The 19,638-nt window shown below is 62.3% G+C and carries 17 protein-coding genes and 1 pseudogene; 12 read left to right on the forward strand and 6 right to left on the reverse strand.

Annotated elements, in window-relative coordinates; translation table 11 throughout:
* Nucleotides 1-29: 29 nt before the first annotated feature.
* Nucleotides 30-350: an SDR family NAD(P)-dependent oxidoreductase gene (locus tag ABMA46_RS14440; RefSeq protein ID WP_425475752.1), complete on the reverse strand. Its 321-nt coding sequence runs from the start codon at nucleotides 348-350 to the stop codon at nucleotides 30-32.
* 301 nt (nucleotides 351-651) lie between these two features.
* On the opposite strand from ABMA46_RS14440, the gene ABMA46_RS14445 reads away from it, so the two are divergent.
* The 6 genes from ABMA46_RS14445 to bhcD all read left to right on the forward strand — a co-directional run bounded on the left by ABMA46_RS14445 (nucleotide 652) and on the right by bhcD (nucleotide 6,007).
* Nucleotides 652-999, forward strand: a complete 348-nt coding sequence (locus ABMA46_RS14445) for a RidA family protein (RefSeq protein WP_278557332.1) — start codon at nucleotides 652-654, stop codon at nucleotides 997-999.
* Between the two features lie 75 nt (nucleotides 1,000-1,074).
* Entirely contained in the window at nucleotides 1,075-2,394 is a 1,320-nt protein-coding gene (locus tag ABMA46_RS14450) for an NAD(P)/FAD-dependent oxidoreductase (RefSeq protein WP_278557329.1), read from the forward strand.
* Between the two features lie 65 nt (nucleotides 2,395-2,459).
* Nucleotides 2,460-2,846, forward strand: a complete 387-nt coding sequence (locus ABMA46_RS14455; protein WP_349000333.1) for a RidA family protein — start codon at nucleotides 2,460-2,462, stop codon at nucleotides 2,844-2,846.
* 15 nt (nucleotides 2,847-2,861) lie between these two features.
* Entirely contained in the window at nucleotides 2,862-3,809 is a 948-nt protein-coding gene (gene bhcB / locus ABMA46_RS14460; protein ID WP_278557323.1) for a beta-hydroxyaspartate dehydratase BhcB, read from the forward strand.
* Nucleotides 3,810-3,819: 10 nt separating this feature from the next.
* Entirely contained in the window at nucleotides 3,820-4,983 is a 1,164-nt protein-coding gene (gene bhcC / locus ABMA46_RS14465) for a 3-hydroxy-D-aspartate aldolase BhcC (RefSeq protein ID WP_278557320.1), read from the forward strand.
* 58 nt (nucleotides 4,984-5,041) lie between these two features.
* Nucleotides 5,042-6,007 carry an iminosuccinate reductase BhcD gene (gene bhcD, locus ABMA46_RS14470; protein WP_278557317.1) on the forward strand — a complete coding sequence of 322 codons (966 nt, stop codon included), beginning with the start codon at nucleotides 5,042-5,044 and terminating at the stop codon, nucleotides 6,005-6,007.
* Nucleotides 6,008-6,066: 59 nt separating this feature from the next.
* On the opposite strand, the gene ABMA46_RS14475 is transcribed toward bhcD, so the two are convergent.
* Nucleotides 6,067-6,978 (reverse strand): LysR substrate-binding domain-containing protein, encoded by a 912-nt coding sequence (locus ABMA46_RS14475; RefSeq protein ID WP_278557316.1) that lies wholly within the window; start codon nucleotides 6,976-6,978, stop codon nucleotides 6,067-6,069.
* Between the two features lie 293 nt (nucleotides 6,979-7,271).
* On the opposite strand from ABMA46_RS14475, the gene ABMA46_RS14480 reads away from it, so the two are divergent.
* From ABMA46_RS14480 to ABMA46_RS14505, 6 genes are all read left to right on the forward strand, one after another.
* Complete coding sequence (locus ABMA46_RS14480) at nucleotides 7,272-8,183, forward strand: amino acid ABC transporter substrate-binding protein (protein WP_278557314.1); 912 nt, start codon at nucleotides 7,272-7,274, stop codon at nucleotides 8,181-8,183.
* A gap of 56 nt (nucleotides 8,184-8,239) precedes the next feature.
* Complete coding sequence (locus ABMA46_RS14485; protein ID WP_278557311.1) at nucleotides 8,240-8,971, forward strand: amino acid ABC transporter permease; 732 nt, start codon at nucleotides 8,240-8,242, stop codon at nucleotides 8,969-8,971.
* 2 nt (nucleotides 8,972-8,973) lie between these two features.
* Nucleotides 8,974-9,666 carry an ABC transporter permease subunit gene (locus ABMA46_RS14490; RefSeq protein WP_278557308.1) on the forward strand — a complete coding sequence of 231 codons (693 nt, stop codon included), beginning with the start codon at nucleotides 8,974-8,976 and terminating at the stop codon, nucleotides 9,664-9,666.
* Nucleotides 9,667-9,733: 67 nt separating this feature from the next.
* On the forward strand, nucleotides 9,734-10,465 hold the full coding sequence (locus ABMA46_RS14495; protein ID WP_278557370.1) for an amino acid ABC transporter ATP-binding protein: 732 nt from the start codon (nucleotides 9,734-9,736) through the stop codon (nucleotides 10,463-10,465).
* Nucleotides 10,466-10,847: 382 nt separating this feature from the next.
* Nucleotides 10,848-11,273 carry a hypothetical protein gene (locus ABMA46_RS14500; RefSeq protein ID WP_349000337.1) on the forward strand — a complete coding sequence of 142 codons (426 nt, stop codon included), beginning with the start codon at nucleotides 10,848-10,850 and terminating at the stop codon, nucleotides 11,271-11,273.
* Between the two features lie 420 nt (nucleotides 11,274-11,693).
* Nucleotides 11,694-12,395 (forward strand): IS6 family transposase, encoded by a 702-nt coding sequence (locus ABMA46_RS14505; RefSeq protein WP_278557304.1) that lies wholly within the window; start codon nucleotides 11,694-11,696, stop codon nucleotides 12,393-12,395.
* A gap of 56 nt (nucleotides 12,396-12,451) precedes the next feature.
* On the opposite strand, the pseudogene ABMA46_RS14510 reads toward ABMA46_RS14505, so the two are convergent.
* From ABMA46_RS14510 to ABMA46_RS14525, 4 genes and pseudogenes are all read right to left on the reverse strand, one after another.
* Nucleotides 12,452-15,619: pseudogene (locus ABMA46_RS14510) on the reverse strand (strawberry notch-like NTP hydrolase domain-containing protein); the annotation flags it as partial.
* Between the two features lie 478 nt (nucleotides 15,620-16,097).
* Complete coding sequence (locus ABMA46_RS14515) at nucleotides 16,098-17,264, reverse strand: Gfo/Idh/MocA family protein (RefSeq protein ID WP_349000339.1); 1,167 nt, start codon at nucleotides 17,262-17,264, stop codon at nucleotides 16,098-16,100.
* A gap of 70 nt (nucleotides 17,265-17,334) precedes the next feature.
* Nucleotides 17,335-18,975 (reverse strand): GMC family oxidoreductase, encoded by a 1,641-nt coding sequence (locus ABMA46_RS14520; RefSeq protein WP_349000341.1) that lies wholly within the window; start codon nucleotides 18,973-18,975, stop codon nucleotides 17,335-17,337.
* A complete protein-coding gene (locus ABMA46_RS14525; RefSeq protein WP_349000343.1) occupies nucleotides 18,965-19,624 on the reverse strand; it encodes a gluconate 2-dehydrogenase subunit 3 family protein in 660 nt (219 codons plus the stop codon). Before ABMA46_RS14525 ends, ABMA46_RS14520 begins: the two co-directional genes overlap by 11 nt.
* Between the last annotated feature and the right edge of the window lie 14 nt (nucleotides 19,625-19,638).

Genomic DNA, 19,638 nt, shown 5'->3' on the forward strand with positions numbered 1-19,638 from the left:
GGCAGCGCGCGATCAATTGTTGGTATCCCTTACCAAGGGGTGTCACCATCCGGCTCCACGAAGCATCCGGAGACGGCATCCTGACCCAGCAACGCATACTCGACCGGCAATCGCGCTCCCTCTTCAGATGTCATGAATCCGGAATTTCCTGTGAGGTCGGTCTTCACATATCCCGGACAGACCGAGTTCACGACGATTGGCGTATCTTTTAGTTCTGCGGCCAGTTGTACTGTTAGCATGTTCAGAGCGGCCTTGGAGGCATTGTACCCGATGAGGCGTGACGCGTAGTAGGGTGAGGATGGGTCGCCATTGATTGTCAGCGATCCCAGCGTCGTCGCCAGGTTGACAATTCGCGCGCCGAATGACGGCTCCGTGCGGTTCGCGCGGCGTCCTCGCCGAGAAGCGTCCGCTTATTCTGTTCGTCGCATTCCTGAAGACTCTATAATAAACGGTTATCGCAATGCCCAGAATTGGCATTTGACTACCTGCCATATGTTGAAAATATTATAGCTGCGTGAGGTGATGAATTTGTGCCGGCATTTCAGACCGGCCGCATCTCCGCGCTGGCGACGATCGTTGAAGCTTCCATACGCAAGTTGAGCAGGCTTCGAAGATCCGGCCCTGTGCCTGCGAACACGAGGAATGAATTTCATGATCACCCGCCGGGAAAAAACCCCGATCATGCATCGGATCGTCGAGCACAACGGCGTGGTCTATCTCGGCGGCGTCATCGCCGACGATCCCAAAGGGGTTTCGATGCGGGGTCAGACAACGCAGGTCTGCGCCAAGCTCGACAAGCTTCTGGCGGACGCCGGCAGCGACAGGAACAAGGTTCTTTCGGCCACGCTGTTCATCACCGACATGAGCCGGAAACAGGAAATGAACGAAGTCTGGACGTCGTGGCTCGAAGCGCGGGACCTGCCCACCCGCGCGACGATCGGCGTTTCCGACCTGGGGCAGGACGTATTGATTGAAGTCGTGGTGACTGCGGCCCGCTAAGGCGGGCCTTCTTTTCGAATTTGCCGCGAGGAGCGGCCGGGCAAGGGAACGCGTCCGGCTCCGCAGGAGAATCTTATGGATAAGGACCGCAAATCAATCGGGGTCGTCGGCGCGGGCATCGTCGGGGTGTGCACCGCCTTGATGCTCCAGCGCCGGGGATTCAAGGTCGCCATCATCGACCCGAATCCTCCGGGCGAGGGGGCGTCGTTCGGCAATGCCGGATGCTTCAACGGATCTTCCATCGTCCCCATGTCGATGCCCGGAATGATGACAAGCGTGCCCAAATGGCTGCTCGATCCCATGGGGCCTTTGTCGATCCGGTTCAGCTATCTGCCGACGATCACGCCCTGGCTGATCCGGTTCCTGCTGGCCGGGCGGCCGAACAGGGTGAAGGAGCAGGCGAGGGCGCTGCGCAGCCTTCTCAAGACGACGGTACCTCTGATCACCTCGCTGGCGGAAGAAGCCGGCGCCGGCCATCTGGTCCGGCATGAAGGTCATCTCAGCGTCTATCGCACGGAGTCGGATTTCGCCAAGGACCGCGGCGGCTGGGAGCTTCGGCGCATCAACGGCGTGAAGACACGCGTTCTGGACGACGCCGCGCTTCACGATTTCGATCCGAACCTGTCGCCCGCATTCACCAAAGGCGTTCTCGTCGAGGAAAACGGCCACACCATCAATCCGCAAGGGCTGGTGACGCATCTGTTTCGACGGGTTATCGCCAACGGCGGCGAATTCGTGTCGGCGCGCGTCATCGGCTTCGAGATCGAAGGGCGTGTACTGAAAGGCATCACGACGACGAACGGCGTTCTTGCCTTCGACGCGGCCGTGGTCGCGGCCGGCGCTTACTCGAAATCTCTTGCCGCATCGCTGGGCGACAACATCCCGCTCGATACCGAACGCGGCTATCATATCGTCATCAGGGACCCGGAAGTCACGCCGCGCATCCCGACCACGGATGCAAGCGGAAAGTTCATCGCAACGCCGATGGAAATGGGGCTGCGCGTCGGCGGCACTGTCGAGTTCGCCGGGCTCGAGGCCGAGCCGAACTGGAAGCGTGCTCATGTCCTCTATACCCATGCCAGGAACCTTCTTCCCGGCCTGGCCCCGGCGACGTCCGAAGACCGATATTCCAAATGGATGGGGTTCCGGCCGAGCGTTCCGGACTCCCTGCCGGTGATCGGCCGCGCACACCGCACGCCCGACGTCATCTATGCGTTCGGTCACGGCCATCTCGGCATGACCGGTGCGCCGATGACGGCGACGCTCGTTTCCGAACTGATCGCCGGCGACAAGACGTCGATCGACATCACGCCGTTCGCGCCAACACGTTTCGGTACTGGCAAATCCGACGATACGGGATCGGCGAAACCGCCCCTGCGCCAGAACGCCGCCTGACCGGCCGCGCCCAGTCTGCACGCAATCGCCATGTGAGACAGAATATGACGTCAATAGAACCCGTTTTGACAGACAATGCCCCGAAGCCGCTCGGGCACTACAGCCAGGCAGTCCGGGCCGCTGGCCTCATTCATGTTTCCGGTCAGCTTCCGGTCAAGGCCGAGGGTCAATCGAACGAGCCGTTCGATGAACAGGCCCGCACTGTCCTGCGCAATCTGTTGGCTGTGCTTGAGGCGGCCGGCGCGACGCCTGCGCATGTCGTGAAAGTCACCGCCTATATCGTCGGCGCCGAGCATTGGGGCAGCTTCAATGCGGCCTACGCCGCCGCGTTCGGTGACGCGCGTCCCGCAAGGTCGGTCGTTCCCGTGCCGGCGCTTCATCACGGATACCTCATCGAACTCGATGCCGTTGCTCTCGATCCGGCCGCTTCGGCCCGGGACCGGACAGCGTAAGGAGCGCACGCCTCAATGCAGATCCCTGAATTTTCGGACGTCGTTGCCGCGGAAGCCCGCATCCAGCCCTACATCCATCGCACGCCGGTCTTGACCTCCAGCTTCATCAACGGCCTTGCCGGCGCCGAACTGTTCTTCAAGTGCGAAAATTTCCAGAAGGCCGGCGCGTTCAAGGCGCGCGGCGCGTCGAACGCGGTGTTCGGCCTGAGTGACGAACAGGCGGGCAAGGGCGTCGCGACGCATTCCTCCGGAAATCACGGAACCTGCCTGTCCTATGCGGCCGGCCGGCGCGGCATTCCCTGTACCGTCGTCATGCCGCGTACCGCCCCGCAGGCCAAGAAGGACGCCGTGAAGGGCTATGGCGGACGTGTCGTGGAGTGCGAGCCTTCAACCTCGTCGCGCGAGGCGGTGTTCGCGCAAGTCGTGGCCGAAAGCGGCGCCGAATTCGTCCATCCCTATAACGATCCGCGTGTCATCGCCGGGCAGGGGACCTGCTCGAAGGAATTGATCGGGCAGGTCGAAAACCTCGATGCCGTGGTCGCGCCGATCGGCGGCGGCGGCATGGTGTCGGGAACCTGCCTGACGCTCTCCAACCTCGCGCCCGGCGTCAAGATCTACGCCGCCGAGCCGAAGCAGGCCGACGACGCCTGTCGCAGCTTCAAGGCCGGTCACATCATCGCCGACGACGCGCCGGAAACGGTCGCCGACGGGCTGAAGGTGCCGCTCAAGGAACTGACCTGGCATTTCGTCCGCAACCACGTCACCGACATTCTGACCGCCTCCGAAGGCGAGATCGTCGACGCGATGAAGCTGATCTGGAAACGCATGAAGATCGTGATGGAGCCATCGAGCGCCGTGCCGCTGGCGACCATCCTGAAGAATCCCGACCTGTTCGCCGGCAAGCGCGTCGGCGTGATCGTCACCGGCGGAAACGTCGACCTCGAAAAGCTACCGTGGAATTGAGGAGAAGAACATGAACGCAGCAACCCAACTCGACCAGCTCGATGTCGGTTTCGACGTGCCGGCGGTCCCCGGCATGGATGAATCGCAGATCCAGACGCCTTGCCTGATCCTCGACCTCGACACGCTGGAGCGCAACGTCAGGAAGATGGGCGACTACGCCAAGGCGCACGGCATGCGCCATCGCAGCCACGGCAAGATGCACAAGTCGGTCGACGTGCAGAAATTGCAGGAAAGGCTCGGCGGCTCGGTCGGCGTGTGCTGCCAGAAGGTCAGCGAGGCGGAAGTCTTCGTGCGCGGCGGCATCAAGGACGTGCTGGTGTCGAACCAGGTGCGTGATCCGGCCAAGATCGACCGGCTGGCCCGCCTGCCCAAGCTCGGCTCGCGCATCATCGTCTGCGTCGACGACCTCGCCAACATCGCCGACCTGTCGGCGGCCGCGCAAAAGCACGGCACGCAACTCGAAATCTTTGTCGAGATCGACTGCGGCGCCGGCCGCTGCGGCGTGACGACCACAGACGCCGTCGTGAAGATCGCCCAGGCCGCCGACGCGGCGCCCGGCCTCAAGTTCACCGGCATCCAGGCCTATCAGGGCGCGATGCAGCACATCGACAGCTTCGAGGCGCGCAAGGAAAAGCTCGATGCGGCGATCGCCATGGTCAAGGACGCGGTGGCCGGATTGGAAGCGGTCGGGCTGAAGCCGGAACTCGTCTCCGGCGGCGGCACCGGCTCCTATTATTTCGAGACCGGCTCGGGCGTCTACAACGAGCTGCAATGCGGCTCCTATGCCTTCATGGACGCCGATTACGGTCGGATTCTCGACAAGGACGGCAAGCGCATCGACAAGGGCGAATGGGAGAACGCGCTGTTCATCCTGACCAGCGTCATGAGCCACGCCAAGCCCGACCGCGCCATCTGCGACGCCGGCCTGAAGGCGCAGTCGGTCGATAGCGGTCTGCCCTTCATCTATGGCCGCGACGACGTGAAATACATCAAGTGCAGCGACGAGCACGGCGTGATCGACGACCCGAACGGCGTGCTGAAGGTCAACGAGAAGCTGCGCCTGGTGCCCGGCCATTGCGACCCGACCTGCAACGTCCACGACTGGTATGTCGGCGTGCGCAACGGCAAGGTCGAGACGGTGTGGCCGGTCTCGGCGCGCGGCAAGGCCTATTGAGGCAGTTTGGGGGCGGCGCATCAGCGCGTTGCGGCATCATGCCTGGAGGTGTCAATCCATGATCGTCGTACCGGAACGCCTGATCGCCGGCCTCATGAGCGAGGCCGTCGTCTTCGAGGCCATAGAGAACGTGTTCGCCGCCATGGCGCGCGGCGAGGCGCGCAATTTCCCGGTCATCCGCGAGGCGATCGGCCATGCCGACGCGCTTTACGGCTTCAAGTCCGGCTTCGACAGGGCAGGCCTCGTGCTCGGCCTCAAGGCCGGCGGCTACTGGCCCGGCAACATGGCGAAAGGCCTGACCAATCATCAATCCACCATCCTGCTGTTCGATCCCGACACCGGCCGCATCAAGGCGGCGGTCGGCGGCAACCTCCTGACCGCGCTGCGCACCGCCGCCGCCTCGGCGGTGTCGATCAAGCATCTGGCGCGGCCCGACGCGCGGGTGCTCGGCATGGTGGGGGCTGGCCACCAGTCGGCCTACCAGATGCGCGCCGCCGTGCATGTCCGCAAGTTCGACAAGGTGGTCGGCTGGAACCTGCATCCGGAAATGCTGCCACGGCTGGCGGATACGGCGGCCGAACTCGGCCTGCCCTTCGAGGCGGTCGACCTGCCGGAACTCGGCGCGCAGGCCGACGTCATCATCACCGTCACTTCGAGCTTCGCGCCAACCCTGCTTTCCGGGCACGTCCGACCCGGAACGCATCTCGCCTGCATGGGCACCGACACCAGGGGCAAGCAGGAGGTGGAGGCAGCACTTCTCGCCCGCGCCCGCGTCTTTGCCGACGAAGTGGAGCAGGCCGTGACCATCGGCGAGGCGCAGCACGCTGTCGCGCAGGGGCTCATCGACGCGGACGCCATCACGCCGCTCGGCGCTGTCGTCGCCGGCCTGGCGCAGGGACGAACTTCACCGCAGGAGATCACCTTGTTCGACGGCACCGGCGTCGCCTTGCAGGATCTTGCGGTCGCATCCGTCGCGGTGGAGGCCGCCAGGGCCCAGGGCCTCGCGCAGGAAGTGGATTCCTGATCGGCTGGCCGGACGGCTCTCTGATCGAAGCCGTCGAAATGGCTCACGGCCATGCGTCTCTAGGCCGATTTCGCGGCCGACCTTTCTGTCAGGAAATCGCGAAAGCTGTTCCTGAACTCGCCAATGAATTCATTGGTGATCGAAGACGCCCTGATGTGCGTGGGCAGGACGATCGTCCAGTTGATCGAGATCGGCGGATCGATCGGCCGAACCAAAAGGGAGGAAGAATATCGATCTGCCGTGAAGGGATCGACGATCGAGACGCCGAAACCGGCCGACACCATGCCGCACACGATCATCGACAGCGGCGTCTCGGCCTTGATGCGCCTGATGATGCCGCGCTCGCGCATGATGGCGTCGACCATGACGTGCATGACGGAGGGCTGAATGAGGGAGATGAAATCCTCGTTGTCGAAGTCTTCCGGAACAATTCGCTCGCGCTCCGCAAGCCGGTGGCCGAGGGGGAGCACGGCGACCATATCGCTGGACGGCAGCTCTTCGATCGTGACGTTCGTCAGTTGCGTGTTCTCGACGATGCCGAGATCGCAATGGCCGGTGGCGATCCATTCAAGGACATAGTGCGAATTCATGCCATGCAGCGACAGGTTCAGGGACGGTCTCTGGGCGAGGAAGCCCGCCGCAAAGGCCGGCAGGAAACCGTTCGCCAGTCCCGGCAGCGCCGCGACGCGCAGCGAACCACCGCGCCTTTCGCGTAGATCACGCGCCAGGCCCGCGATCCGCTCAAGGCCGACAAACGATCGATCGACTTCGCGGTACAGCGCCATCGCATCGCCTGTCGCAACGAGGCGGCCGCCGGAGCGCTCGAACAGGTCGAGGCGGGTTTCGTATTCGAGGTCCCTTATCAGCCGGCTTACCGCAGGCTGCGTGATCCCCAATATATCCGCCGCGGTCGACATCGAGCCGCTGATGATGACCGCACGAAACGCCTCGACCTGACGATGTTTCAACATATTTCGCCCCCTTTTGCTATAATATTACGGCATAGACACGCCGCTATAATGCATTTGACGACGCATAGCCTAGCGCGTTTATTATACTCTCGGAAAGAGGCGGAGTGCATCGGCCGGTTTGGGTCGTGGGGAAATCGCGATCCGAACTGGCCGGAACAAGCGTGGTCTCTTCCCGTCTGGGAGCAGCAGTAAGGGTAGCGCGCCGATTGGACGCCCAGCGTCCGCCGCACAGGCCGCAACCCGACTAGATATCAGCAATCAGTTTGCTTTGATGCAAATGGAGGAGATCAACCATGTTGAAGAGACTTTGTGTTGTCGCCGCGGTCGTGACGGCCTTGTGCAGTGTCGCGTCGGCTGACGAACTCACCGGAACCTTGAAGAAAATCAAGGACACCGGGACCGTCACGATTGGCTATCGCGAATCGTCGGTGCCGTTTTCCTATCTGAATGACAAGCAGGAGCCCGTTGGCTACGCCGTCGACATTTGCCTGAAGGTCGTCGATGCGATCAAGAGCCAGCTCAAACTCGACAAGCTTCAGGTCAAGTTCAATCCGGTGACCTCGGCGACCCGAATACCGCTGGTCGCCAACGGGACCGTCGATCTCGCATGTGGCTCGGCATTCAATACGCTCGAACGCCAGAAGCAGGTTTCGTTCGGCAACACCTACTTCCTGACCGCGAACAGGCTCGTCTCCAAGAAATCCGAGCATATCAACTCGATTGACGATCTGAAGGGGCAGTCTGTTGTGTCGACGTCGGGGACCGCCAACATTCAGCAGCTTTACGAGATCAACAAGGCGAAGAATCTCGGGATGAATGTCATCGCTGCCAACGACCACGCCGAGGCGTTCCTGATGGTCGAAACGGGCCGGGCCAAAGCCTTTGCGATGGACGATATCCTGTTGGCCTCGTTTGTCGCGGAGGCCAAGGACCCATCGGCTTACGTCATCTCGAAGGACGCGCTCTCCGATCCTCAGCCATATGCGATGATCATCCGCAAGGACGATCCGCAATTCAAGGCGCTTGTCGATGAGGCGACGGCCGCGCTCTACAAGAGCCCGGAAATGCTTGCGCTCTACGACAAGTGGTTCGATCAGCCGATCCCGCCGCACGGCACAAACCTCAATGTGCCGCTTTCTCCGGCGCTGAAGCGTGCTTTCGAGCATCCGACCGATTCCGCTGACGCCGCCTCCTACGCACAGTGAGAAAAAGCCGATGGCGGGCTCGGCCCGCCATCGGCACGGCAACGCAGGAGGGCCGAATGAACTACAACTGGAATTGGGGAATTCTCTTCCAGCAATCGCTGGACGGGTCGGGAACCTATCTCGACATGCTGCTGCTCGGCCTGCAAGTCACGGTCGTCACGGCGCTGGGCGCATGGATTCTCGCCCTGGCCCTGGGTTTGCTCGTCGGTGTTATGCGGACGCTCCCCTCGAAGACAGCGCAGCGGATCGGCAGCGCCTATGTCGAATTGTTCCGCAACATTCCCTTCCTTGTGCAGCTCTTCCTCTGGTATTTCGTGCTGCCTGCTCTGCTGCCGCAGGATCTGGGCAACTGGCTGAAGGGTCTTCCAAGCGCGCCGTTCTGGACGACAGTTGTGGGGCTCGGCTTCTATATGTCGGCGCGCGTGGCCGAACAGCTCCGTGCCGGTATCGGCTCGCTGCCGCGCGGTCAAAAGCTCGCCGGCGCCGCAATCGGCCTTACGACGGCGCAGACCTACCGATACGTCCTCTTGCCGATGGCGTTCCGGATCATCCTGCCGCCGCTGACGTCCGAGTTCCTGAACACCATCAAGAACACCTCTGTCGCCCTGACGATCGGCCTGATGGAACTCACCGCCCGGACCCGCGCGATGCAGGAGTTCACCTTTCAGGTATTCGAGGCCTTCACGGTGGCGACGCTCCTCTACCTTCTCGTCAACACCCTGGTCACGGTCGCGATGCGCTTCCTTGAACATCGGGTCGCGGTTCCCGGCTACACTGCGGGGCGATAGAGATGTTTTACAGCTTCGATTTCGGCGTCATCATCCGTTCGCTTCCCTATCTCTTCTACGAGGGGATGCGCTTCACCCTGCTGCTGACCGCTCTCGCGACGATCGGCGGGCTCGTGCTCGGCACACTGCTCGCGCTGATGCGTCTCAGCTCTCTCAAAGTCCTGTCGGCAGTGGCCAGCGGCTACGTCAACCTGATGCGGTCCCTCCCGCTCGTGCTGGTCATCTTCTGGTTCTATTTCCTCGTTCCCTACATCGGTGCGTGGGCCATCGGATCGAGCCAGCCCGTCGCGGTCGGCGCCTTTGCCTCCGCCCTCATAACGTTCACCCTTTTCGAAGCGGCGTATTTCTCCGAAATCATGCGTGCGGGGATCCAGTCGATCGCACGCGGCCAGACCGCCGCCGGATACGCCATCGGGTTGAACTATCCGCAGGTGATGGCCTACGTGATCCTGCCGCAGGCTTTTCGCAACATGCTGCCCGTCGTGCTGACGCAGACGATCGTCCTGTTTCAGGACACCTCGCTCGTCTACGTCATCTCTTTGACCGACTTCCTCGGCGCGGCATCGAAAATCGCCCAGCGCGACGGTCGCCTTGTCGAAATGTATGTCTTCGCAGCGATCGTCTACTTCATCATCTCTTTCGCCGCCTCTTTCCTGGTCAAGCGCCTCGAAGCGCGCACAGCAATCATACGGTGATCAAATGTCCGTCACGCCCCAGTCCCAAGCATCCTCCGCTGTTTCGCGGTCGCCCGAAGGCGCAGCGATGATCGAGATCAGCCACGTCAACAAATGGTACGGCCCGGCGTTTCAGGTCCTTACCGATTGCACGACCAGCGTCCGGAAGGGCGAAGTCGTCGTCATTTGCGGACCCTCCGGCTCCGGAAAATCCACGCTCATCAAATGCGTCAACGCGCTGGAGCCGGTTCAGGAAGGCACGATCGTTCTCGACGGGGTTCACGTCACCGACAAGAAGACGAACCTGACGAAGCTGCGCTCGCGCGTCGGCATGGTCTTCCAGCATTTCGAGCTTTTCCCGCACCTCCGCATCTCGGAGAATCTCTGTCTCGGCCAGACGAAAGTGCTCGGCCGGCGTCGCGACGAAGCGATGGCGAAGGCCATGAAGCTTCTCGACCGTGTTGGGCTGAAGGCGCATGCGGAAAAGTTCCCCGGCCAGCTTTCCGGAGGACAGCAGCAGCGCGTTGCGATCGCGCGAGCCCTGGTCATGGATCCGATCTGCATGCTGTTCGATGAACCGACCTCCGCTCTCGACCCCGAGATGATCAACGAGGTGCTCGACGTCATGGTCGAGCTCGCACAAGAGGGAATGACCATGATGGTGGTCACCCACGAAATGGGTTTCGCAAGGAAGGTCGCTGACCGCGTGATCTTCATGGATCAGGGTGAGATCGTCGAGGACGCGACGAAGGACGATTTCTTCGGAAAGCCTCGCAGCGAGCGGGCGCAGTTGTTCCTTTCGAAGATACTTTCACATTAAGTGAACTATCTTTGTCTGCATCGGGGTAAGTTCCGACAAATGAACTTACCTATAGCTATGGGCGATGGTATCTCTATTTACGCGAACATTGCGGCACAACATAAGCTAGCCCGTTCTCAGCAAAGCGTTGGGAACGATCATCGGAGCGGTTTCCATTTTGTCGGCCGCCACGAACATTGACGCAACACCAATGCAAGGGCTGGTAGCTAGCGTCTCGAACAACTGCGATCGCTTTCGCTCATCATCATCGCCATCAACAGTATCATGACCAAAGTAGGTGATCGGACAGTGTGCCGTGTGTCGTGCAACTGATATCGGGAACTACAGGAACGAGCAGGCGACGAAGGAGCGGGCCGCCGACGCATATGCTGCCGATCTTCTTATGCCTTGGTATCTCTTCAAGCCCGCAGTGCGACTCCACAAGCGCCTTGACATCAATGCACTCCGGGCGGTAGCCGCGCTCTTCTCAGCGAGCCTGACCGCAACCCTGATCAGGATGATTGATAGCGATCAGTTCCCCTGCAGCATGGTCGTCACTCACCGCGCCTCCGGAAAGCCTTGGGTCACGCGAGCTCCCTCGATGCAGCGTCGCTGGTTCGCCCGCGAGGACCTCGATCCGGACTCGTTCGCGTTCACAATGATGTACGGAAATGACCCGAGGACCGAGGGCTTTCCGCGCAAGATAGGCGCGGACGCTTGGTTCGATCATCATTCGGCGGCTGAGTTCGAGATAACCGAGCAATCATTCAAGCTGCCCACTGGCGATGTCGTTACAATCCTGAATCTGCCCGAACGGATGGCTGGCTGACCGAGGCACCAATTTTCCGGTAGTCGACCCCATTGTTAGGCATGACTAGCTATTTTCCAAGCTGCCTCACCAAAGCGGACCGTCTGTCGCGAAGAGTTTCGTACATCTGCCAGCGCCCGAAAATCTTCAAGACGAATGAACCCACTGCGTAGAACCGGCGCCTGCGGTGAGGTAGGGATTGCGAGCAGCGGATCGTTTTCGGCTTTGCGAGCGTGCCGTCGGCGGCCTGACGATCGTGCGCGGTCAGGTGGCCACAGTTGAGGCGGCCGATCAGACTGGAAGCGCTGAACTGTAGATTGGATTCTCAGCATTACGAAATTTTGCAAAACGGCTAGCGCGAGGCGATTTGGGGGCTGTGTTGCAAAGTTTTCGGTAACCAGGCGCATGGCATGGCCTCTGGTGTTTCGCCGGAGAGTTCAGATGTTCAAGGGCCGCCATTTCGACCAGTCCGTCATTCTGCTTTGCGTTCGCTGGTATCTGGCCTACGGCTTGAGCCTTCGCGATTTGAAGGAAATGATGGCCGAGCGCGGCATCAGTATCGATCATTCGACGATCCACCGCTGGGTCGTTCACTTCTCGCCCTTGCTGCTGAAACGCTTCAATCGGCGCAAGCGTGCCGTCAGCGGAAGGTGGCATATCGACGAAACCTATATCAAGGTTCGCGGCCGCTGGATGTATCTCTATCGCGCCATCGACAGCGTCGGCGACACCGTCGAGTTCTGGTTCAGCGAGCATCGTGATCTGCCCGCGGCCAAACGCTTCCTGCGCAAGGCGTTGCAGCGTCACGGCCGCCCCGAGCGCATCGTCATCGACGGCAGCCAGACGAATCGCGAGGCGATCCTTTCCTGTGACGCGGAAAGCCGGCTGCGGAATCGGTCGCGGCGGCGGCTCAAGCCGATCCGCATCCGAAAGAGCCAGTACCTCAACAACCGCATCGAGCAGGATCACCGGCGCGTCAAGTGTCGTGTACGGCCTATGCTCGGTTTCAAATCATTCGCAAGCGCTATCGCCACGCTGGGCGGGATCGAGATGATCCACATGATGCGAAAACGACAGGCGAGGTATGCCTTCAATCCAAATCCGCCCATCGCCGAGCAATTCGAAATCATCGCTGCCGCATGAGGCTGGGGTCGTTCCCAGAGTTTCTATTGCCAGACGACAATTTTGCAACGGAACCGCTGCGCCTGGTTGGTGCGATGCGTGCGGCCGAGACCCTGGATGGCGTTGTCGGCGCGCCAGCCGGCTTGCAGCAGATAGTGCTTCCGAAGCCGCTGGTTCCTGGCGCCGAGATCGGCATGGTAGGAGCGGCCGGTGCCGCCGGCATCGGAAAAGATCAGCACGGCCTTGTCATCGTCCATGAAGGCTTGGGTCTCGGCAAGATTGGCCGCGGCCGGACGGTTCTCGACCGCGAGCCGGTCGACGCCGTCGCGGCCGGTCTTTTTGACGATGCGCCGCGAGCGGCCGGTCACTTCTGCGACGATATCGGTGCCGAAATGATGAAGGATCTGGTCGAGCGCGCTGCCGACCGGCGGCAACGAGGCCAGTTTTTCGATCATCTGGTCGCGGCGGCGAACCGCTTCGCGGCACTGGACCGGATTGCCGTCGGCGTCATGAACTGGCCTGGAAGTGACGTTTCCTTCCGCGTCCGAATACTCTTCGAACAGCTGCGTCGGGAAGGAGTGTAAAAGGTACCCTGCTACATATTCCCTTGGCGTGACATCAACGTGGAGGTCCGACCATTCCTCTGTCGCGATCTCGGCTAGCCGCCGTTCCATCAGCGCTTCGCCGGTCGAAACGATCTGCACGACCGACGAATGTCCGTCGGCGCGGTCCTGCTCGATCGCGCCGATCAGTGTCGGCGTCATCATCGAGGTGATCAAATGGCTGAAGAAGCGCTGCTTGGTGCTCTCGAAGGCAGACCGCGCCGCGGCCTTGGCGTTGCGGTTCAGTGTGCCCGCCTCGCTGGTGATGTTGGTCGCCTCGAGCGCGGCCGTCAGATTGTTGTGAATCACCTGGAAGGCGTCCGCATAGGCGTTGTAGATGCGGATCTGCTCATCGGTCAGAGCGTGCTCGAGGAGATCGTATTCGACGCCGTCATAGGACAGCGAGCGCGACGTGTAGGGCCCGAGCGACTTGAGATCGCGGGCGAGCACTTCCATGGCGGCGACGCCGCCGTCCTCGATCGCCGCAACGAATTCGGCGCGGTTGGCGAATGGAAAATCCTCGCTGCCCCAGATGCCGAGGCGCTGTGCATAGGCCAGGTTCTCGACCGCGGTCGCGCCAGTCGCCGAGACATAGACGACACGGGCATCAGGGAGTGCGTGCTGGAGTCTGAGGCCCGCCCTGCCCTGCTGCGAGGGCGCGACGTCGCCGCGCTCGCTCTTGCCGCCGGCGGCATTGGCCATCGCGTGAGCCTCGTCGAAGACAATCACGCCATCGAATTCTTTTCCAACCCAGTCGATGATCTGCGCGATGCGGGATTTCTTGCCGTCGCGCTCTTGGGAACGCAGCGTGGCATAGGTGGTGAACAGGATGCCTTCGGCAAGGCGGATCGGCGTGCCCTGCCGATAGCGCGACAGAGGCTGGACGAGCAGGCGTTCCTGGCCAAGGGCCGACCAGTCCCGCTGGGCGTCTTCCAGCAGCTTGTCCGATTTGGAAATCCAGATCGCACGGCGGCGACCCTGCAGCCAGTTGTCGAGAATGATACCGGCGACCTGTCGTCCCTTGCCGCAGCCGGTGCCGTCGCCCAAAAACCATCCGCGGCGGAAGCGGACGGCATGCTCTGCACCTTCCGGAGCGGCTGAGACGACGTCACAAGTCTCGTCGACCGTCCAGGGGCCGGCGAGATGACCGGAATGCGCCTCGCCGGCATAGATCACACTTTCGAGCTGGGCATCCGATAGCAGGCCCTCGTCGATGACGGCATCCGGCAGCAGCGGACGGTAGGACGGTTTCGGTGGCGCGACCGCAGCCATGGCGGCCGACTGCACCAGCGGGGTCGGATGCGGCTTGGCGCAGGGAATGTGGATCGACTGGAGAGCATAGGGCTCGTAGATCGTGTCGGTGAGCCGGCCGCCCTCCTCCGGCATCCAGTCACGCAGCTCATAGACGAGCGGGACGGCAGGCGTGCTGGCTACGGTGGCAGGACGGGCAGGCTTCGCCCGGGTAACCTGCCGCGCCGGGCGCACGATTTTCGGATCTGCCGCTGACGTGGCGGCAGGTGCGGATCTCGCTGCCGATCGAGAGGCAGCCATCCGCATGGCGGCATTGCGCAGGATTCCGTTCGACAGGGCGCCGATCGAATCCGGAAAGCCGCCCGGTGTGCGGGGCAGCAGATCGGAGATCCAGGAGAGCAGCGTCTCGACATCGGGGGCTTTGCCCGGCGACGCTACGAACGCGGAGGGATCGGTCGCCGGGACCTTGTCGATGATGGTCAGGCGGGTTTCGGCGGTGGTGCCGTGGCGGGCATAGACGCGACCGTCGATCGCCGCGGTGAAGACCACCTTGCCCTGCTGCTGAAGCCGCTCGAAGGCGGGCCGCCATTTGGGAATTTCGGGAGAATGGCCGGCGCCAGTGATGGCGACCAAGCGCCCTCCGGAGCGCAGGCGGGCAAAGGCCGATGAAAGATGCCGCCATGCTGCGTCGGCGACATGGCCGCCGACATAGGCGCCCACACTGAATGGCGGGTTCATCAAAACGACGGATGGTTCGATCCCGGCATCGAGATGATCGTCGATATGGGCTGCGTCATGGTGGGAAACAGGAACATGTGGAAACAGTAAGCTGAGCAGATCGGCACGTGTCGCGGCGAACTCGTTGAGCGCAAGCGACGCCCGGGCGATTTCGGCATGGATCACGAGCAGGCCGGTGCCGGCCGAAGGTTCGAGAACAATATCCGACGACTGGATCGCGGCGGCGTGCGCGGTGACGAAGGCCAGCGGCAGTGGCGTCGACAGTTGTTGCATGGCCCGGCTCTCGTCGGAGCGGCGCGTGTGGGTGGGAACGAGATCGGCGACGCGTTTCATCATCGCCAGCGTCGCCTGCGGCGAGGATGAACGGGACAGGATCGCGGAGCCGAAGCGCCGGAGAAACAGGATCTGGGCGGCTTCGAGCGCCTCATAGGCGTCCTTCCAGACCCAGAATCCCTGCGCATCCGTGCCACCGCAGCTGTCGGTCATCGCCGTGCGCAGAGCCGCGATGGTGATCGGCTTGCCCTGTTCGAGGAAGGGAAGAAGTTGGGTCGCCGCCTGACAAATCGCCTGAGCGGTGTCGATGATGCGGGATGGCGGCGCGGCAAGGGGAGCGGCCGTCCGGGCGACGGGTGACGGGGTCGCGACGATGTTCATGGAGATGTCCTTCGAGCGTGAGTGTCCGCCCTACCGGCGCACTCTCTGCGCCGCGGCAAGGCCGAACTCCTCCCGACCCCTCTCTCCCTCCAGCGAGGCGTGCGAATGGGTGGCTAAAATTTCTCGATCGGCGCTTTCCGTGGCCTATCTCTGCTTCACCAAACCACCACGGTTCGCTTCGGGTGGGTGCCAGGTTCATAGATGCCACGGCAATTACGGATTGCCAGCCTCACGGCACTGAACGACCGCGGCTAGTGGTTTCCTGCCTGCCAGCTTTGTAGGCGGCACGGTTGGCAAGCCGAAATTCATTCAGCTTGGGCTAATCGGCAGCTTTGCGCCTTAAGTCGGTCATTATTATTCCGCTTTCCGATCCCGAAAGCGGACATAGAGACCTGGCTCCTGACGATTAGAAGCCGCTGGAGTTCAATGCTTTCTCGCATCGCTGCCCTGATTGACCGTGATATGCGCAGGGCACTCGTCACAATCTTGTCCAGACGCCTCCTGCAATCGACGAACGAATTGCGGCGTCGATGAAAGCCAAGCCCTTGACGCCGTCGTCGACGGTTGGGAACAGCGTTTCGGGCCCAGGCGGCCTACCCTGGCGCGAGGCGACAATCGCGTCGGCGACTTCACGATACAGGGTGGCGAAAGCTTCAAGGTAACCTTCAGGATGGCCAGCCGGAACGCGCGAGGCACGACTGTTTGATTGATCCGCGCCGGCGCCGTTGCGGGTAATGATTTGTCGGTTCTGGTCGAGCGACGACCAGACCAGCTGGTTCGCGTCGCGCTGCGCCCATTCCAATGCTCCCTTCGAGCCATAGACGCGAAGACCGACCTCATTCTCGTTGCCGATGGCGACCTGGCTGCACCAGAGACTTCCGCGTGCGCCGTTTTCATAGCGCAGCATTATCTGGGCGTTGTCGTCAAGCCGCCGTCCCGCCACGAAGGTGCTAAGCTCGGCACATAGTGCGTCAGGCTCGAGCCCGGTGACGAAACCGGCAAGATTGAAAGCATGGGTGCCAACGTCGCCAATTGAGCCGCCCGCGCCCGAGCGTTCTGGATCCGAGCGCCACTCGGCCTGCTTGTTGCCGCCATCCTCCAGTTTCGTAGCCAGCCAGTCCTGCGCGTATTCGACCTGGACGACGCGGATGTCGCCCAGGGCGCCATTGCGCACCATGGCACGGGCCTGCCGGAGCATGGGATAACCGGTATAGGTATGGGTGAGCGCCACGACCAGGCCAGAAATCCGCGCTGCTTCCCGCAGCGACAGCGCCTCGGCCAAGGTTGTCGTGAGCGGCTTGTCACAAATGACATGGATACCGGCATCGAGAAAGGCGCGGATGGCGGGCGCGTGCATGTGGTTGGGGGTGACGATCGAGACCGCTTCTACGCCGTCGGGGCGGGAGGCCTCGCTGTGCGCCATGTCAGTGAAATCGGCATAGCTGCGGGCCGGGTCGAGGCCGATTAGCGCAGCGGATCGCGCCGAGCGCCCGGCGTCCGAGGACAAAGCTCCCGCGACCAGCTCGTAGCGGTCGTCGAGGCGGGCGGCGATGCGATGCACCGCGCCGATGAAGGCTCCTTCGCCGCCGCCTACCATCCCCAGACGGATGCGGCCACGCCTTCCAGCAAAACGGCTGCCGCTCATGGCGCTCTCCATTGCTGCGGTCGACCGCAGACGTGGCCGGCGGTAGACCTTGGCGGCCTCCTGCAGGCCATCACGCGGCCGCGCCCCGTTCGGCGATGATCTTGTCGGCGACGCGCCAGGCATTGGCCATGATGGTCAGCGTCGGGTTGGCGCCCGTGCCGGTCGGGAAAGGCGATCCGTCCACTGCGTAGAGGTTCTCGACTTCGTGCGCTCGGCACCATCTGTTGAGCACCGAGGTCGCCCCGTCGTCGCCCATCCGCGCCGTGCCGTGCTGGTGCGAGCAATTGCCGGTGACGCGGTCGGCATAGACCTTGCGGATGGTCAAGGCGCCGCTGGCCTCCAAAATGTCGGCACCGCGATCGATCAGGTAGCGTCCCTGGTCGAGATCGTTCTGGTGCGGCTTCAGTGTCACGCGCGCGACCGGCAGTCCCCAGGCGTCGACCACCGTTTCGTCGAGGTCTATGCGGTTGTCATGCTGGGGCATGTCGTGCAGAACCATCGCAATCGCCAGCGAATGGCTGAAGTGGTCGCGGTCGTTCTTCTTGGCCTCAGCACCCCAGGATGGCGTGCCCGGCATGCGCCAATTGATCGGCAGCGGGATGCCAACGCCCGCCACCGCAATATGCCCGCCGGAGACGAAGCCACGCGATGCGTCGTGCTCGTAATGTTGGAAAGTCGAAGCGCTGACATAGCCGCCGCCTGCCCAGGCATAGACCGGATCGTCATAGGTGCCGACCGCAGCCGAATATTCGTGAAAGGTAACGTTGCGCCCAACCATGTCGCTGCCATTGGCAACGCCGTTCGGGAAGCGTCCGGACTTCGACAGAAGCATCAGGCGTGCGGTTTCCATCGCGCCGCAGGCAAGGATGAAGAGATCGGCCTCCTGCTCTATCGTGTCGCCGTCGGCGTCCTGGTAGATCGCTGCCTTGATGTTGCCCTGGCTGTCCAGAGTGAGTTCGCGAACCACGCAGTCCGGCCGCAGCTCGAAATTGCCGGTTGCAACGGCGTCGGGTATGAAGACGTTGAGCGCCGACGAGCGCGTTCCGGTCGGGTCCCCGTGCTGCTGTGCAAAAGCGCTGACCACCGTGGCCTTGCGACCGTTGAAAGGGCGTGACAAGGCGGCTTGCGGCGTCGGGAAGGAGTTCCAGCCAAGCGCGTTGCAGCCCTTGATGAACTTCTGCGCATAGCGCGACATCGGCATTGGCGGACACGGATAGCCGCCCGAGCGGTGCGACTCGAATTTGTTGGCGCCAGGCTGGCCGGACACGCCAAATGCCCATTCAACCTTGAGATAGTAAGGCTCGAGCTCGTCGTAGGTGATCGGCCAATCGGCAAGGCTGGTGCCCGTCAGGTCGCCGGCCACGGTGCGCAGGCGGAAATCGTTCTCGGTGAAGCGCGGCAACCAACCCTGCCAGTGCACGGTGCCGCCGCCAACCATCTGCGGCACCGGGCAGAACATTTCGGAACGCGCTTCGTCGGCGGCGGTCTCGCGCCATGTGCGCGGATTGAGGATCGGGTCCGGCCATAGATTGTAACGATTGATGTTGGCGAGCTCGTCACCGCCAAAGCTTTCCTTCTTCCGCCACGGCCCCTTTTCGAGGGCTACGACCTTGACGCCGGCTTCGCAAAGCACCTTTGCGGCGGCGGCGCCGGACGCGCCGGCGCCAATGATGACGACGTCGGTTTTCGCGGGTTTGGTCTTATAGGCCATCGTGGAACTCCCTGACCTTGTCGGCTTCGCCGTCGGCGAAATACTGCAGCGTGGTGTAGCGGCCAGTGTGGACATCCTTTAGCGAGGCGGGGCCGGGAAAACCGATCACCTCCCAGCCGATCCGGTTCCTGTTACCGCCATAGATGGGGTCTGCATAAAAACCCTGGCGCGTGTGGGTGATCAGCAACGGCAGGAAATCGAGATCGACCTCCGTTGAGGTCTGCTGCAGCGCGGGTTGGGGCGAAACCGGACCGGCGAGCGCGTCGTTGACGGCGAGTGTCGTCGGCGCACCCGTGCCGGACTGCTCCAGTTCGTGGAGGATATCGTCCTGCTGCTGTGGCGCCAGTGCAACGAAGTCGGCCGAAAATCTCTCGTGGGCGCGGGCGTCGAGGTCGAGCAGTCCGGCGACGTAGCGCTTACGCATGATTTCGATGCGCCGCATCCAGGCCTTGGCCGATGCGCCTTCGAGAACTTCGAAGCCTGAGCCGTCGGGCTTGGCGAAGATGTAGCCGATGCCGGAGAGATAGCGGTCGACGAAGTCCACGCAGCCGGCTTCGCGTGCACCCGGCGTGTCGTCTGTTGGGATGATGCGGGCCATCGCGGCCTCCACCGTGGCGCGCTGATGCGGATTGAAGAATGTGTCAGACATGGCATGTCCCTTGC

The organism is Mesorhizobium hunchu, assembly GCF_040081975.1.
In the GTDB taxonomy this organism is placed as follows: Bacteria; Pseudomonadota; Alphaproteobacteria; order Rhizobiales; family Rhizobiaceae; genus Mesorhizobium; species Mesorhizobium hunchu.